The sequence below is a fragment of the Paenibacillus sp. HJGM_3 genome, assembly GCF_045062745.1.
In the GTDB taxonomy this organism is placed as follows: domain Bacteria; phylum Bacillota; class Bacilli; order Paenibacillales; family NBRC-103111; genus Paenibacillus_AA.
In genome coordinates this window covers 45008-61514 of sequence record NZ_JBJGED010000002.1, presented here as the reverse complement: position 1 = coordinate 61514, position 16507 = coordinate 45008, and the positions used below count along the sequence as shown (strand labels likewise).

The 16507-nt window shown below is 49.5% G+C and carries 12 protein-coding genes; 2 read left to right on the top strand and 10 right to left on the bottom strand.

All coding sequences use genetic code 11. The features are described from left to right. Positions 1 to 582 precede the first annotated feature (582 nt). From ACI5FR_RS02635 to ACI5FR_RS02605, 7 genes are all read right to left on the bottom strand, one after another. Positions 583 to 1053 carry a DinB family protein gene (locus ACI5FR_RS02635; protein WP_405449928.1) on the bottom strand — a complete coding sequence of 157 codons (471 nt, stop codon included), beginning with the start codon at positions 1051 to 1053 and terminating at the stop codon, positions 583 to 585. A gap of 590 nt (positions 1054 to 1643) precedes the next feature. Next, positions 1644 to 2588, bottom strand: a complete 945-nt coding sequence (locus ACI5FR_RS02630) for a phosphotransferase enzyme family protein (protein WP_405449926.1) — start codon at positions 2586 to 2588, stop codon at positions 1644 to 1646. Between the two features lie 358 nt (positions 2589 to 2946). Beyond that, positions 2947 to 3660 (bottom strand): DUF4236 domain-containing protein, encoded by a 714-nt coding sequence (locus tag ACI5FR_RS02625; protein ID WP_405449923.1) that lies wholly within the window; start codon positions 3658 to 3660, stop codon positions 2947 to 2949. Between the two features lie 501 nt (positions 3661 to 4161). Further along, positions 4162 to 6111, bottom strand: coding sequence for an alpha/beta hydrolase family protein (locus ACI5FR_RS02620; RefSeq protein WP_405449921.1), 1950 nt, complete (start codon positions 6109 to 6111; stop codon positions 4162 to 4164). Positions 6112 to 6241: 130 nt separating this feature from the next. Further along, positions 6242 to 8104 carry a right-handed parallel beta-helix repeat-containing protein gene (locus ACI5FR_RS02615; protein ID WP_405449919.1) on the bottom strand — a complete coding sequence of 621 codons (1863 nt, stop codon included), beginning with the start codon at positions 8102 to 8104 and terminating at the stop codon, positions 6242 to 6244. A gap of 135 nt (positions 8105 to 8239) precedes the next feature. Further along, on the bottom strand, positions 8240 to 9559 hold the full coding sequence (locus ACI5FR_RS02610; protein ID WP_405449917.1) for an ABC transporter substrate-binding protein: 1320 nt from the start codon (positions 9557 to 9559) through the stop codon (positions 8240 to 8242). A 93-nt stretch (positions 9560 to 9652) separates the two neighbouring features. Continuing rightward, positions 9653 to 11473, bottom strand: a complete 1821-nt coding sequence (locus ACI5FR_RS02605) for an FAD-dependent oxidoreductase (protein ID WP_405449914.1) — start codon at positions 11471 to 11473, stop codon at positions 9653 to 9655. A gap of 136 nt (positions 11474 to 11609) precedes the next feature. Here ACI5FR_RS02605 and ACI5FR_RS02600 point away from each other — a divergent pair, with 136 nt between their 5' ends. Continuing rightward, entirely contained in the window at positions 11610 to 12425 is an 816-nt protein-coding gene (locus ACI5FR_RS02600; RefSeq protein WP_405449912.1) for a helix-turn-helix domain-containing protein, read from the top strand. Positions 12426 to 12724: 299 nt separating this feature from the next. Beyond that, on the top strand, positions 12725 to 13018 hold the full coding sequence (locus ACI5FR_RS02595) for a hypothetical protein (RefSeq protein ID WP_405449911.1): 294 nt from the start codon (positions 12725 to 12727) through the stop codon (positions 13016 to 13018). Between the two features lie 472 nt (positions 13019 to 13490). On the opposite strand, the gene ACI5FR_RS02590 is transcribed toward ACI5FR_RS02595, so the two are convergent. The 3 genes from ACI5FR_RS02590 to ACI5FR_RS02580 form a co-directional block, all read right to left on the bottom strand. Further along, positions 13491 to 14018: a nucleoside-triphosphatase gene (locus tag ACI5FR_RS02590; protein ID WP_405449909.1), complete on the bottom strand. Its 528-nt coding sequence runs from the start codon at positions 14016 to 14018 to the stop codon at positions 13491 to 13493. Between the two features lie 168 nt (positions 14019 to 14186). Then, positions 14187 to 15404 carry an MFS transporter gene (locus tag ACI5FR_RS02585; protein WP_405449906.1) on the bottom strand — a complete coding sequence of 406 codons (1218 nt, stop codon included), beginning with the start codon at positions 15402 to 15404 and terminating at the stop codon, positions 14187 to 14189. A gap of 69 nt (positions 15405 to 15473) precedes the next feature. Next, positions 15474 to 16049 carry a TetR/AcrR family transcriptional regulator gene (locus tag ACI5FR_RS02580; protein WP_405449903.1) on the bottom strand — a complete coding sequence of 192 codons (576 nt, stop codon included), beginning with the start codon at positions 16047 to 16049 and terminating at the stop codon, positions 15474 to 15476. Positions 16050 to 16507: the final 458 nt, after the last annotated feature.

Here is a 16507-nt window from a genome sequence, read left to right as displayed (position 1 = left end):
CGAAAATTCACACAAGTATCCGAAGTAAGATAAAATATGTTGCTGTTACATTTCTTGGGTCAGCGGTGGGACATCGTGTACCAGCCAGTATTATGAGAAATAGACAAATCGGTAATGCACCAGCATTTCCTGAAGCATAGGCAAGAAAAGAATTGGGATTAAATACTTGACCCGGTACAAATTAAGAAAAGTTACATTGAAGCCATCATAGAAATAGAAGATGGCTTTTAATTTTTAGTCTCTGATCCGATCCACATTCTACCAATAGAAACGTCCTTAATTGCTATTATGTACGTATGTAGTCCAGACGGAATCGGGCCCGCCCGTTTCCAGTCCGTTTGGCCAGTGAGTACCTATTAATATTGTTACACAATATATGTTATGTATTTTCGATCATCAAATAATAAGTTCTAAAAGTCCCTGCCCGGATTGTTCAATGACACAAAACAACCCTCAATCAAATGATTTGATTGGGGGTTGTTTTGTGTCAATCTTATATAATTTTGTTTCGCAGGACCGTTACCTGGTGGTCTGTGTCATTGAGCTATCGTGCCCGATAGCTTAATGCGGCGGTGTCATTGGTTAAAACAAACCCCGACGAATGAGATTAGCCGTCACGGGGACTTTGCCCACTTCTCTCGACCATACAGACAATTGGCCGATATGGTGGATTTCATGTGCGATGACATGCCGCATGATTTCTCCATATTTGAAGTTAACGGGCTCCCCCTTTGGAGTTAATTCCGATAACTCCTTCAAATCCATTTCATTTGTCCACGACATGACAAAAGGACGAACTTCCTCGTGAAACCTAGCGGATAAATCCGTCACTCTCTGCAGACTGTCATAGGATTCAAACGGCTCCGTGAACTCTGGCTTCCCTTGCATAACAGATATCCAGCTGAATTCCACATCCGCAATATGAAACAACGTGTGCAAAATACCTCCGACCCCGCCTATCCGTTTCTTTAGCAGTTCTTCTTCGGAAACTTCTTGGCACCAAGCGAACCAGTCTTGTCGAACTTGCCAGTTATAATTGAATAATTTCAACATCTGTTTTGCCTCCTCATAGATCCTGAATTTGAAAATAAAAAAAACCACAGGCTATCAGCCCATGGTCAGAAGGGTTCGGACACGCGCACGGCGTACCCTAGACGCACATCTGTTCCGTAAGGGGGGCTAGTTGCAACACAACATATATGCGATTTTTATTCATAGCTCCCACCTCCCTTGTTGATGCCATAATCTTACATGACGACTTCCGGTACGTCAACCTCTTTGCCCATCGGGGAAACAGACTATAATGGAAAAGTATTGTGCAGTTCAAGTAGACGTTTTTCATGTAAATAGTTAGTTTAGTATTTTAGCAGCGGATTTCGTATATGTTCTCAAAGTGTTTATTGTTTTGTTCCCTATGGTCATTCATACCCTTCAGGCTTATGTGAGTATGCTTTCATCTGCCCAATAGATGAGCAAAGGCAGCCCGATCATGGTGGCCGGCTGCCCCAGTGTGTTTGTTAAACTCTTGTGCCCGTTAACGTAATGAACTCCACTCTCTAGCACATTCGTGTATCAGAGGTGAATGTACCCGCAACTTTCAATCGTATAGGTACGCTTGTGTGATTGTTGTCAAAATCGTTCAATTAGAGAAAATGCTCTACTGCCATATATTTACGACAATATTTGCTCACAGTATTAGGTACGCTCTTAGCTAACCATTCATGTTCATGCACATTTGTTGAATGAAAAGCATAACCCCTTATCACTTGCCATAAAAAAAACGCCTCTAAAGTCCTTACCTGCAATTTAGATAATGCACGTTGTTGTAAATAATTATGAAGAAATAACTTTCTGTTATCAGGGTACAAGTGCAGTAGAGTTTCGGCTACATCAAAGAGATAATAACCAAATCCACAACACGAAAAGTCTATTGGTCTTATGCTATCCTGGTGCACTACATAGTTGCTTTCATGCAAGTCCGAGTGGATTAATCCCCATGTTAGATTTGTTTTTTCAAGTCTGCTAGTGTCATGAATTATTTGACTTACGGTCTCATCGATTGCCTCATAATCCATTTTCGTTATAATGCCCGACTCCTGCAAAACAAGCAGCTTCGGCAAGTACGATTGTAACAATTCCGTATCATATGCCGGTCTGTCAAACCCTCTAGGAAGTTTCCAACTTTTCGCATGATTGTGTAGTAAAGCCATCATTTTGCTTAATCTGATAACTTCATCACCACTAGGCTGACGATTCAATACTACTCCCTCTACCCAATGATGTAACGTTACTAGACTGCTCTTCCATTCGGTTACAAGGCAATCCTTATCATTTCTTACAGGTTTAGGAACGATTAGCTTCGTATCACTAGACAAAGCTTCAAGCCATAACAACTCAGCTTCTATTCTAGAACTGGTAGAGGCATCTCGGTGAATTTTTAAGAGATATTTCTCCTTGTCTGTCTCCACTTTGAATGTCACATGATCCCGTTGTCCTAAGTACTTCAAGTGAGCTTCACCTATACTATAGTTACTTAAAGCCGAGTCAGCTACTTCTTGATACCCATTTTGTTTGCTTTCCGTTTGCATTATACGATGAATCCTCCTCTAAAACTAACTATGAATGCTACTAATTCGTTAAGTACCTGGAAGGATATATTATGACTCTCGGGGTCCAATCTTACCATCTCACTCATAGTACATCCAATAGCTTAAACCCAATTTGTTCCACATTATTTTACTATATATGTAATGGGCGAGTACTCATAAAACTAAACTGCCCGTTCAACAAAAACAAAGGGATCATCGAGTGCGTTGCAGCCGGTGATCCCCTTTATATAACGTGCCCGTTAACATTCCTGTAGACCTTAGTAAATGCAATTTGCAGAAAATTAGACGCCTCGCTAGGATGAGTATGTACTGGTTGCAGCCCTCAGAAACTCACCAGTCAGCAGACAAAAGAAGTGTTCTGCATGGTTGGGCGCATATAGAAAAATTCAAACCCGCTTCCAAACTCAAGTAAATCATCAAGCGGTGACATCTGGTCTATCACATCAAAATAAGCATCCTCATCTCCGTCTAGAATGCGATTTGCAATTGTATGAAGCTCAACCCAGTCTTCGTAAGCTTCAACATCTTCTTTTGCCGCGGTTTGTATCGCAAAAAAAAGCTTATTTCTATGTTTAGATTCGGTTTTGAATATCTTTGCGAAAAAACCTGGGCGATAAGATTCATATTTCCGGATTGCCGCTATTTCTTTTGGACCTTTTTGGTCTCTTTCAAAAGGAGCGGGTGCTTTTTTGATTTCGATCCAATCAATTTCATCATCGCACTCTTTATGAATGGATTTAATCATTTCAATTCGATTTTCAAATTTTTCTACTAGCAAGCGATTACGCTCTAATTCTTCTCTTGCTTTCTCTTCTCTTTGACGTATTTGCAATTGCCGCTGATACGAGCTAGAGCGATAATTTCTACTCGAGCTGGAAGATGAATAAGAGATGCCAGTGCCTGGAATACTTGCGGTCGTTCGTCTTCGCCCCGAGCTATGGACACTATAGCGTAACCCCTTGCCACCAAAACTTAATCCCAATCCTGATTTACTGGCAGACATTCGAATACCAGGGGCAATTTTAAAGCTTTTGCGAAATCCAAACCCCATTCTAAAATCCCTCCAATAATATGTGTTCCCTACTCCGTGCCTTGAATTGTCAGAGTTAACCCCCTGTTTGAGATATCCTACTTCTTCCATTAAAGCACATTTCAAGGCACAGAAGTATCATTCTGTGGCTTGTATTGGCAAATGAATTATATCCCGATTTTCGGAGGTGTTGTCGGATGCAAGAACATATATCCATTACCGAAAGCACAAAAATTAATTCCATGAGTATTTGTATTGCATAAATCCCAGTCTGCTTCGTCTGTGTTTAGCTTCGCTACGACTTTCAATAAATCTGGGCTCAATAGCATCTTGGGACAAGGTTAAGAGAACACAATGTGCATTCAGCCTTGATAGACGTCTTTCCAGCATCTCAATTTCTGTAAAATTTATTAATGCCGCTCGATGATTTACATGGAACCTCCTTTTCATCCTTAACCTACTTTGCCCCAAAAAAATCGCTATCTCATCCACCTTAGGGACGAAATAGCGATTCGAAAAGGTTTACGATCGACTCCATCGTCGCAAGTCGGGCAAATCGAAATAGGATAGCATACCAGGCAATATCGTGCTGACGGTATCGTTTGCCTCATAATAACGCGTTCGGACCCAAGAAGCGACGCTGTCCGAAGCTTCCTCGAGTTCAAGCGAAGAGATTCGGTCATCGAGAGCCGCTGCGATTTCGGCATATAGATGAAATCGTCCCCGCGCGAACATATGCGTGTGTTCCGTTGTGCTAAACGGCAGCAACCCGATCAGATCCACTGCACGCGTAACGTCGAAAACGCGTACGGCGGCCAAGCTGTCGTCCAGCCAGAACAAGTCGGTCGTCAGCTTATGCAGCGTTCCATACCATTGCCAGAGCGGAAGCGGGTTGATCGGATGCGGGGTGCAAACCCCGTCGGCGGTCACATCCAAAACGAGTACGATTCTACGCTGCGAACATGTATGGCGGATCCACTCGAACTTGTCTTGAAGCTGTTTTGTGCCGCGATCCCACAAGCCGATCGTAACCGGCTGCCTTTCGCCGTCATAAGCAGGATCTCGAAAAACAAACGCATGATTGAAAATGCCTTCCTGGCTCCACCATATGTAGCTTTCTACCGACAACCCTTCCACTGGCGAAAGTTTCAAATGCCGGGGGTTCAAATCGGGAACGATACGACCGCCATACACGCGCTCTTTTAACCAATCGAAAGCTTGCTGCTTGCAAAGGTCATCCGGAATCAGTTCCAGCTTGCTTTCGATTAGGCGCAATCGGTCCAAATTTTCGTCGTAAACGGCGCGGGCGTCCTGGAAATGGGCCCGCACTTGACCGCTTGGGGTGCAATTTAGAAGTTCGGGACTAAACGGAACAATGCCTAAACCATCCGACTTCGATTCTTTCCGTCCAAGCAAATGTTCGGCAAAAAATGCAGCTGCCTTGTCGGCAAGCGGCGGGCTATATTGATGCACAGATCGGTCTTCCGCGGCCGCCGGCATATCCGGTATACCGTACATCTCCCAGAATCGTTTCGTCCGTGCGACCGTACGCCTCGTGCCCTCAATCGGAAAAAAATCGGAGGTGACCGCGAGAATCATGACCGGACGCGGCGCCATGGCGAGCACCAAGTCTTCATGGTCCAAGCCCCATTTGGTCATCCCGCGCCATATTTGCTCAGCATCCTGCGCTTGGCCGGCGTACATATACGTTTCCCGGTTCATGATAAAGGTGCCGGGCGCCGCAGCGGCAATTCGGGTATCGCACAACATGACCATGCTCGTCTGCAATCCGCCTCCCGAGCTGCCCGTCACGCCGATTCGCTTCGGGTCGACTTCGGGCAAACTGCACAAATAATCGATGGCCCGCATCGCATCATGAAGAAAATAGCGGGCAATTCCGTCGCCAAGTGGCAAACATTGGCTGCCTGCATGATCGTGCTCTCTCGTTCCGGGGCGAACGGCTGCTTCGCCTTTGTCAGGCTCGTAATAGCTGAGTCTCTCTCCTTGTCCAACCGGATCCATGGCAAGTACGATCAATCCTTCACCAACGAGCCGCTGGCATACGGATTGGTAGCGGTCATATTGTTTCGCATTTTCTGCGTGACCGCACAGAAACAAAACGGCTGCAGACGGACCAACAAGCCCATCCGGCACATACAGGTTGCAGGTGACGTAGGTGGACGGACGGGACTGAAAAATCAGCTTCTCGATTTTGTAGCCATCTGCTTGAAGCTTGCCGGTAATTTCAGCTTGGAGCGGATGATCGAAGGAAGGCAATCCCCCGATCGACTCAATCAGCTTCTCGCGAATGAACGAGGAGTGCGCTTCCGAAGCTTCGACGGTCCGGATCTTGTCGCGGGCAAGGTCTCCTTCGTCGAACGCAGCTTTGGAGCGATCATATACCCATCGCTTGAATTGGTCTTTCACGTCGTAGATGGATAAGTTGAATGATTCGAGATCCTTGACTCCCATTGCCTTTCATCCTCTCTCCTTAAACTACCGGCGGTTCTCCCGGCTTTTCTCGATTAGCGCATCGAACATTACATTGCGCGGGCTGAACTCGTCTTCTTTGTAATGCGTTCCATGCCCTTCCTCGTCCAAATTATCTCGTTTCTTCTAATGAAATATTATTGGCCACTGATGTGCCAGTTCCGTGATCGTCTATTCCGTTGGAATTGTAGAGTGTTGTAGCAAACAGAAGCTGGTTGTTGTGAATTGCGTTGTATTTGGCCTGCGGAGAATTCACGCGTATGCCGTTCATGGGGCCGTAGCGAATTACAAATTCGGACGAAGCGTCCGGGGCGACGGTCCAGGCCGGCGTACATATGGCAGTTTGCGTCGTTCCGTCGTAGGATGAAATTTTCCTTTTTTGTCCCACACCGGTTCCGCCAACCAAATAAACCGTCATTGTGTTGTATTCCCCGCTTATGGAGGAAGCGTTAACATCCAGTACAATCGTGGTGCTGGTTCCGCCTTTTGACTGTCCGGCGTGCTTGAACCGGTTTTGAACGGTATTTCCCTGGATGGTGTTGAAGCTTGCGTTGTCTATAATCATAACACTCGTGCTTGACGCAGCGTTTCCGCTTTCTTCGATCACGTTGTTGGCCACCAAGCAATAGTTGGTAGCCCCGGAAAGCCGAATGGTGTTGGTCGCAATGTTGTAGAGGTGGTTATTCGTGATGCAGATCGAGCTTGCATTTTCCAGCCATATGCCGATGCCGGCGCAATTTTGAATCAGGTTCCCCTCTATCGTATAATTGGTCGATTTACTAATCCACAAGGATCTGTTAATCGAGTCGGACATAATGTTGCCTTTCAAAACGACGTTTTGCGTCAACAGTCCGTTAATCCGGGAGGCTGGGCCGATAAGCGTGTTTCCAAAGAATTCGACGTATTCGACCGCCCCTAACGTCCCGTTCATCGTAAAGCTGCCGCCGGTATTGTTTTGGAATAAACAGTGGGCAACAGTCACGCGGCGAACGAAACTGCCGGGGTCCGGTTCGAGATCAATGCCAAACTCCGGGGCATGTCCGTGCGTATTGACAAACGTGGAGCTCTCGATCCGCACGTTCTCGGCACAGGTGACGCTGATTCCCTGCCGGCGGTTGTTGTCGCAGATTACGTTCTGGAACGTGATATTGCGGGAGGCGTTGCTTTGGTTCAGGTAGTAGCCAACAACGGAAGCGTCTCCCCAGCAATCCGCGATATACAAGTCGCGCACGAGCACGCGGTCCGATCCGCCGATCGCAATGCCGTAGCCCCATTGACCCGTCGTCCCCGGATGCTCGTTTCGTTCCCCGATGATTTTGCCACCGCCTTCGATGGTGACGTTGGTTTTGCCGAAAATATTGATGATCGTATATCTCGGTGTTGCCGACGGAAACGCTTTTAGAACAGCCGAAGGGCTTATCACGATTGTCGTGTTGTCTTTCGCCTGAATGCCCGCATTTAATTGACCGACGCTTGTTGCATCGGCCCGGATCATGTAGGTTCCTTCCGGAATATATACCATCACATTGCCGTCGCCGATTGCCGCATTGATCGCCGCCGTGTCGTCGGTCGCCCCGTCTCCCACAGCGCCAAACCATCTTACATTCACAAACGATTGATCGATAATCCGTTTAAACCGTGCACCCGATGTCGAGACGAGAATCGTTCCCGTATTGTCGGGCGAAGATGTGTCTCCCGGGTCATACTGAAAAAATCCCTCCATCCCCACATCCGTTACATAATACGCAAAACCTTCCACCGGATCTGATTCCGCTCTCAGTTCGCTTACTGACGTTGAAATGCACAAATCTGTTCTCGTCAACTTCGGTTTGAGTTTGCCAACGGGATTATAAACCGCTTCCAAAACAGATGGTTCCATTCCGTTTGTCGCGCCGGCAGAAGCTTTGAAAAGAACGGCTGCCGCTCCTGTTGCGCCGATTGCGGCCAACAGCTTCCTTCTCGTCAAGTTTGGCATGCTGCAGTCCTCCTTAATTTTTATTATTGTTCGCGTGAGCCGCATCGTCGGAATCATGACGATACGGCTATTGGCGAAGAAAGCAGCATTGTTGTCTGCGGAAACCGGTTTGCCGTTTGTTCCGCCGTCGTGCAGTTATTTCGCTCTTTCCGCTTGCAGCATTTTGTTGATCTCTTCCTCCGCTTTGCTTAATGCGGTGTTGACGTCAATCGTGCCATTCATGTATTCGGTGAAATATTTTGCGACGATCCCTTCGGACTTCGACCGATACGGAGAAGCTTTCGGGTACGCCACCGGCTTGCTCTTGAAAATACTCTCGATTCGTTTTCCTTTCAGGACGTTCAGATTTTTACCGAATTCGGCTTGGATCGCTGTATTCTTCAACGGCGAAATGATTCCTTGACGTGCGATCTCCAGCTGCACTTCGTCGGAGGTGACCACCTCGATGACCTGCAGCGCCTGCTCCTTGTATTTGCTCGATTGCGTAATCGCGATCATGTTGACGCTGGCGTTGCCGTACGTGTTCGGTCGCTCCGGGTAGCTCGGATATTGGGCGAGATCCCAGTTAAAGCCTTGCTTAGTCGCCTCCTCCAGCTGCGAGAACATGTTGGTGTACGCGATCATCGCCAAGTTTTTTTGTTTCAGGAAGTTATCGAGAGGCGTTCCGTTCGGCTCGTTGCCCGGAATCGTGTACATCGCTTTGACGAGCTCGAACACTTTCTTCCACTGTTCGTTGTTGACGGACGCTTTGCCCGTCGTGACATCGTCTGCCTGAATGCCTAGAGGCTGGTAAATCCATGCGATGCCGGCTCCCGGGTCAATGCCTCTGTACTGAGTGCCGCCTTCCATACGGGTCAGTTTTTTAGCAAGTTCGAGCGCTTGGTCCCACGTAAGCCCGTCCTGCGGATACGGCACGCCAAACTTGTCGAAAATATCCTTGTTGTAGTAGAAGGCATGGAAATTTCGACTGAACGGAATGCCGTACAGCTCGCCGTTCGTCGAACTGACCTTGGCGTCCGTAATCATCTGCGGCTCGAAACGATTCAGATCGAATTGATAGGTTTTCAGCAGCGGCGTCATATCGTATAAAATCCCTTTGTCCTGATACGTCGCAAAGCGGCCGTTGAACGTAAAGACAATGTCGGGCGTGTTGCCGGAAGCGATCTGATCGGTCAGCGTCGTTCCCGTGCCCGGTTGAATGATGTTCAGCTTGATGTTCGGATGTTTCTTCTTCAATCCGTCCTGAATTGCAGCTTCCAGAGCTCTGTCCACAATAACCGAGTCTACGGCGGCGTTGAGCGTTACCGACGCATCGCTCACTTTCGGCGGTCCCCCGGCATCTCCTCCGTCCGCTGCCGGGCTGTCCGGTTCCTTCGTCTTGCCGCATCCTGCGGCCAAGACAGTCGCAAGCAGCAGCAATGCCGCTAAGCTACCTAACCGATGGTTTCGTTTCATGTCGATCCCCCCAATGGAATGGTTCAAGCATTCGATCTCGTACTACCGTCTCTGCGCGTCCGTTGCCAATCATGTCCGCGGACGCGCGTACTGCTACTCGCAGCGAATTTCCACAATCCGCGCATGGTCGAGCCCGTTTGTCGCGATCACCTCCCATCTCAAACAGTCGACTTCGCCAAGCTGCACATCGAATTGCAACTGCCGCCGGTAGTTGCCCCGCACACGGGCAACCTCCTCGAAACGGCCCCCGATGCCGGCTAGAACATTGAAGTCTTTCAACGTTTCCGGCTGCGGCCCCCACGCCATTCGGCTATGATGCCCGTCCGAGTGCGTCAAGGCGAGATGGCGATGGAGCCCGGTGTCCAGCACGACCGTGATGCGCGAGATTTGAACCGGGCGTTCCCAGCGAAGCTCCAGCCACGGCGCCGAATCCGCCGGGTCAGACATCCAGCGGTGCGTCCCGGGCACGGCTAAGTCCGGTCTGACGCCCCGCTTGCCATGCACGGAGCGGGTATGTCCGTCCGCAACTTGTGACGCGGCGCCGCCCGTTTGCTCCGACGAGGCGGTGATGGCCGCTTCTGCCGCAAGATTTCGGTCCTCCAGCAGCTTGCCGGGCAAGAAAGCCCCTTGCCGCAACAGTTGCTGCTGCGTTTCCCGGACAAGCTCCGGGTCGCGCCAGGCTTCGTGCGGCTTGTCGCTTCGAACCGCGAAGGCGGCATATGTGCCCAGCCCTTCCCCCATCAAGGCGCATGTCGCCATGACCCGCGTACTGGAGAAAGCGACGTGCGTCGCCGATATGTTGCGCCCTGCGAACAATAGGTTGAGGATATTGGCGCTGACGAGCGAGCGAAGCGGAATGCCGTACATATAGGGCGTGTATGGATGAAAATTCGGCTTCTCGTCCGCTGCCTCGATGCCGCCGGGATGATGGATGTCCATCGACCATCCTCCGAAAGCGATCGTGTCGTCGAAATCCACCGACTGCTCCAAATCGTGCTGGGTCAGTACATGCTGTCCGACGAACCGCCGCGATTCCCGCTTCCCGGGAAGGAAACCGAACCAGTCCAACGCCCAGTTCGCCGATTCCTGATGATGTCCGCTGTTCTTGATGTGGTCCCATACGCCGAGCATGATGGCCAAAAGTTCGTCGCGGATCTCCTCGTTGTCCTTGATCGTATCCCGCATTCCGCCGTATTCGACCCACCAATATCCGTATTCCCATGTTTGATGCGAGCGGAACCGCAAATCTTCCTCGGAAAAAGTCCGCGCCCACTTCGGCGCGACGAACGGCATCGGGCGCCTCATGTCCCGGGAGGTGAACAGTAAGGATGATCCGAGCCGGTACGCGTCCCGATCGTCCCTTGCAAACGATTCTCCGTATTCCGCGGACGACTCCCGCCCGGTCGTGTACCGCGCTCCCGCTTCGCTTCCGAGCCGGCCGTCCCCGGTGCAATCGGCGAACAGCTCCGCTTCGATCTCGAAGTAATGTTCCGTGCTTTCCCGATTGACGTAGGCCGCCGCGATCCGGTCGCCGTCCATACGGACCCCGACAACGCACGAATTGAGCATCAGCGTCAAATTCGGTTCAGCGCGACACGTTTCGTATAGAATCAAATCGAGCATATTGGCGCAACGCTGCGGGTTCCGCACGGCGCATTCCAGCATAATTTCCTCGACGATGCCGCTTTCCCGCGACTCTGTCTCAAGCGCGGCACCCCGAACGGAAGCACCGCTCACGTTCATTCGCACTTCCGACGAGGCGTTGCCTCCAAGCACCGGGCGATCCTGACAAAGAACCGTGCGAATTCCGTTTCTGGCGGCAGCGACCGCTGCAGCTACACCGGCCATCCCTCCTCCCGCCACGAACAGCTGCGTAGTTATTTTTTGCCTGTCTGTTTGCTTGTTGCCCTTCACTTCAATCTCTCCTCATATCCTGAAATCCGACCTTCTCGTCCCATTGAACGGAGTCGTTTTGAAAAAATCGTCACTTTCGTTTCGTTGCGTATTCCGTTATCGTAAATACATACTCACAATCAGGCGGTGATCGTGCATGCAAACATATCGTCCCCGAGAACTTGCGGCTCGCATCGATTTTATTACAGTATGGAACCATAAGGCGCGGTTCGAAATAGACGAAGACGTCAGCCCGCAATGGATGCTGTTCGTCGTGGATGGCGGCAGTTTCCGTTTCGAGATCGACGAGCATAAAGGAGTCGCGGAAAAAGGAGACCTTCTGCTCTGTCCGCCGGATATCGCTCTTAAGCGGGAAATGCTGCGCCCCGCCACTTTTCTTGTGCTGAACTTTTCCTGGTTCGCCGCCGCGGAGGAAATACGCACCGAAGATAGGCTGTTTCCAAACCCCGTCGGCAAGCATCCGATCCGGGACAAGCAGCGTTTCGCTTCCACTTACGGCTATCTCGCCATGCTCTCCCGGCGCCAAGACCCGCTCGGAGTCGGTCGCAGAAACTTTCTGCTTGCGGATCTATGGGAACAATTCGACTGGGAATGGGAGACGCATCTCCATGAAACGAGAGTGATTCCCGACGACCCGCTGATGGAAGAAGCGGAAGCTCACATCAAAGAAAGCGCTTTCGAATTTATCAGCCTCAGTCAGCTCTCATTCGCGATGGGACTTAGCACCGTGCAGTTCAGCCGCCGTTTCCGCAGCAAGTTTGGCGTCAATCCGAGCGAGTATTTAAGCGAGCTTCGGCTTGACCGGGCCCGGACGCTGTTGCAGGAAACCGTGTGGACGATCGACAAAATCGCAACCGCGTGCGGTTACAGGAACGGCTTTTATTTCAGCAGAGTGTTCTCGCAAAAGATGGGTATCACCCCTTCCGAATACCGCCGGGCGCACCGGATTTGATCTGCTCCCGGCTTTGCCGCTTTAGTATTCTCTTGTCTTATTTTTCATGGTATCATCCCCGTTTGAATAGATACATGCAGGAATCCATCAAATTTTATATATTTTTCTTCATGAGCCTCGTCCATGCGCAAGAAATTGCAAACCGGTTAAGAGATTGCATGTTCAGCGGGGGGCGTCTTCCGTTAAGCTTGGCTTGCTAGGCAATTGATGCGTATGAATGAGGAGGAGAGCCGCCCGGATACGATCCGGGCAAATTCGCTCTGCTGGCCCGCTATTGGCGCGCCGGAGTATGGGACGTCATGAAGCTGCATAAGCCGATGCCGAACGGCAAGACCGACCTGAACAACTTCGGCGCCGTCAGAACGGATCATATCGGCGCGAACCACGGCTGGCCCGAAGTCGATTACGTTGAAAGCCTGATACCCGGTACAACGAACAAGCCCTGCCAGGCGGCATTCCGCGCTTGCAGGGCTTGTGCTTGTCCATTGCGGACGTTTCAGTTGGCGTTCGTCTTATTTCGCTTCCGCTGTCAGTTGATTGAATATGTGGTCCCACAAAATGCGGTAATGTGGAAGATATTTCGTTTGAGATAATCTTTCGTCGGAAATAGTCTGATTCATACTCAAACATTTTTTCGTCAAACCCATAATTCCAAAATCATACCAAAGCTTAAAAACATCCCCATCCGACAAAACAAATTCATGTTCTTTGCTCTTCTCAAACGCGAGTTGCCATCTTTTGATTTGGCACTCAAGATGCCATTCGACAAGTTCAATACCTTTTAAATTGGTTGGACCAAACAGGAAATGAGTTTCTTCCACAATATATGTATGTATATCTCTGCGAAGGCTTTACAAGTTGCAGACTTCCCGACTGCGCTGGTACCTTCAAGGCAGACAATGGGCATTTACAGTGCATCTCCGTTGCAACAATAATATGGAGATTTTACCACAAACTGGTCCTCCCTAAATGTACTTTCACTGCACAAATCTGCCCGTTATCGCAACAAAGCTGCCGATCCATGCCATTGCGTTTAGGAGCCAGCTCCTTGTCCCCCCCATCCTCTTACAAGAATTTATGAATATCGTTTGTTACTTGTTCTGGTATAAACTCACGATTCTCTTCACTCAGACCATAAAGTCTTATCCCAGATAGTTTCTTTATCTTATCAATGCTCGGATGGCTGTCCACACAAATTGTCCCTAAAATAATTTGTTTAGAGCTCGGTATCACTTCTTGGATCATTGTTACAAATGGAGCGGATAACATTTGCATGAAGCCGATTTCATCAATAACTGTAATCTTCTTTGTATTTAATGATAGGTTCACTGCCTTTAAAGCAATGTTTTCAAAAGCATCTACGTCAACCCCGTATCTCCCTACTCTTAACGAACTTTCGCTATCTACACTTGCCACACATACAGTCTCACCGTTAAGTGTGATGCAATTAAATCCAGTACGATTTGTAGAGTTGCGTATTTCTTCAGTGTAAAAACCTCCAAAATATTCAGGACCAATTTGTTGAATAATTCGCTTTATCGCTGTTGATTTTCCTACTCTAGGTTTCCCGGTTAACAAAAAACATGTTTCCAACCTCTTCACTCTCCCTATAATTATAAGAAAGGTATTCGTTTAATGGTTAAATTATCCTGCCCGTTAGCGCAACAAGGCCGCCGATCATCGCGGCAGCCATGCCTTTGGTGTCATAATGCGCTATCGTTCCCGTTAGCTTAGAACGTGTGGATTACTCAACTGTGCTCCTCAATCAATGAGATTTTCCTTCCATAATCTCGAAAACTCCGTCGCATAATACGCCATGGCGATGGCCGGTAAGGCGATTCCGATCAGCAGTGCCGCCTCCCAGCCCCCCGTTGCGTAAGCCCATCCCCCTGCCGCTGAGCCGATAGCGCCCCCTAAAAAGAAAATGGCCATATACAAACCGTTAAGCCTACTGCGAAATTCCGCTCCTAAAGAGAAAATCACCCGCTGCCCGAGAACCATGTTGGCGGAAACCCCCATGTCAAGTAAAATCGCCGCAACTACGAGGATGGGAACTGCGAGTGCAGAACTTGATGGAACCAGCAAGGGAAGCAGCCCGGAAAAGATGACGATGGCCAATGCCCATCCTGTAGCCGGGCGAACCCATCCACGGTCTGCCATACGGCCCGCCACTGGCGCCACAATTGCCCCCATTACCCCGACTAATGCGAACAGAGCGACCTCCTTCTGAGTGAAATGGAACGGCGGACTTGTCAATACCAACGGAACTGTAGTCCAAAACAAACTGAACGTTCCGAATACACAAGCATGATAAATTGCCCTCCGGCGCAATGCCGGTGTCGCCTTCAGCAGATGCAGCATGGAGTGCAGCAGCGCCGGGTAAGCTGTAGCGGTCGAAGGCTTCCTTGAGGGGAGTGCCTTTGCCAATACAAGAGCCAGCGCGAAAATCAATGCTGCGGAGATGAAATATATGGCGCGCCAGCCCATATACTCCGCCACCAAGCTTGAAATGGGACGCGCGAGCATAATCCCCAGAAGTAGCCCGCTCATGACGTTGCCAACATTGCGACCGCGCACGGCTTCAGGCGAAAGATGAGCCGCATACGGCACAAGGATTTGTGCTGCTACGGAACCTACTCCGATCATGAGTGAAGCGGTGAGGAACAGGATGGCGCTTTTGATTACAGCGGCAATTGTCAAAACGGCGGCTGTAAGGAGCAATGATGAAAGGATCAACTTACGATTTTCCAGGATGTCTCCCAACGGTACGATAAATAACAAGCCGATCCCGTAGCCGGCTTGAGTCAACGTAACGATGAGTGCGGCAGCCCCTGAGGAGAGCCCGATGGTCGAACCGATCGAGCCTATCAATGGTTGAGCATAATAAAGATTTGCCGCTATGATACCGCAAGCGGCTGCCAGGATAAAAATCAGCGATGGCGAAACCGATTTTACCGTTGGAATGGAAGCTGAATGCATAGAAAGTCCCCTTTGCTCACCAGAAATTTATCTGGAACAGTCGTTCCGGAATGTGCAAAAAAAAATGTTTTATAGCATTTCCAGTACCATGTCTATCATCTGCTGCATCTTGCTGCGGTCACCCTGCACCTTCGCAACGATATTTATACTATGATTCAGGTTTGAGAGCAGATAAGATAAAGTCTTGATATCTTTCTCAGGCATGATTTCTCCCGTCTCCTGCCCTTTGCGCAGCAGCTCGTAGAAGGATTTCTCCAACTCGTCAAACCGCTCCCTGATCAACGCATTCAGTTGCTCATCTGGCGAATCCATGCCGACTGCTGCATTAGTAATGAGACAGCCCTTCGGCGACTCGCCGTCCACGGCGGAATCGATGTGTATCTCGAAGTACTGCCGGATTCCCGATTTTGCGGATGTCGCATTGACGAGGATGTCCCGTTTGGCTTGCTTCCACTTCTTGTACCAGTTGATCGCCTCGATATAAAGCGTTTGTTTGTCCCCGAACGTTTCGTACAGACTTGATCTGCTAAGATCCATAGCTTCCAGCAAATCGGGAATGCTTGCCGCTTCGTACCCCTTCTTCCAAAAAACGAGCATCGCTTTATGAAGCACCGCTTCTTTATCAAACTCTTTGTAGCGTCCCATGGTTCTCCCTCCGTTTCCGTAGGTACAGTATATACTTTTCTGGAACGATAAGTCCAGTATTTTCTGCAGATATGAAACTTAGCTCAGGCTGGGATAAGATGGATTACAGACTTTTAAGTGAAATTAGTGGACCTCTGCTTTTCGATCACCACTTTCTAAAGAATAGCATTTGCTAGGTATTAGAGTAATCTGCCCGATAGCTTAAAGGGCCGCCCGAATATCATCCACGGCGGCCCCATGATCAGTTTTCAACGCTATCGTATCCGTTAGCCCCCCATGCCCTGTCGGGCACCACAGATAATGAAAATTGGCGAGGGAGGTCGATAAACTAAGAGTGTCGCGAACCCATCCGTTAGTCTGACCCCAAGGACCTCGGTGCACCACGGAATGTCGCTCCTTTTAAGGAGGTAGCCCCCGTGGCAGAAGCCCGTGCTAGAGCTTCGAATTCGAGTACAACC

Excerpts from the sequence above, each read along its gene's own strand:
- ACI5FR_RS02635 (WP_405449928.1), bottom strand. The coding sequence starts at position 1,053 with ATGTTGAAATTATTCAATTATAACTGGCAAGTTCGACAAGACTGGTTC.
- ACI5FR_RS02630 (WP_405449926.1), bottom strand. The coding sequence starts at position 2,588 with ATGCAAACGGAAAGCAAACAAAATGGGTATCAAGAAGTAGCTGACTCG.
- ACI5FR_RS02625 (WP_405449923.1), bottom strand. The coding sequence starts at position 3,660 with ATGGGGTTTGGATTTCGCAAAAGCTTTAAAATTGCCCCTGGTATTCGA.
- ACI5FR_RS02620 (WP_405449921.1), bottom strand. The coding sequence starts at position 6,111 with ATGGGAGTCAAGGATCTCGAATCATTCAACTTATCCATCTACGACGTG.
- ACI5FR_RS02615 (WP_405449919.1), bottom strand. The coding sequence starts at position 8,104 with ATGCCAAACTTGACGAGAAGGAAGCTGTTGGCCGCAATCGGCGCAACA.
- ACI5FR_RS02610 (WP_405449917.1), bottom strand. The coding sequence starts at position 9,559 with ATGAAACGAAACCATCGGTTAGGTAGCTTAGCGGCATTGCTGCTGCTT.
- ACI5FR_RS02600 (WP_405449912.1), top strand. The coding sequence starts at position 11,610 with ATGCAAACATATCGTCCCCGAGAACTTGCGGCTCGCATCGATTTTATT.
- ACI5FR_RS02595 (WP_405449911.1), top strand. The coding sequence starts at position 12,725 with ATGAAGCTGCATAAGCCGATGCCGAACGGCAAGACCGACCTGAACAAC.
- ACI5FR_RS02585 (WP_405449906.1), bottom strand. The coding sequence starts at position 15,404 with ATGCATTCAGCTTCCATTCCAACGGTAAAATCGGTTTCGCCATCGCTG.
- ACI5FR_RS02580 (WP_405449903.1), bottom strand. The coding sequence starts at position 16,049 with ATGGGACGCTACAAAGAGTTTGATAAAGAAGCGGTGCTTCATAAAGCG.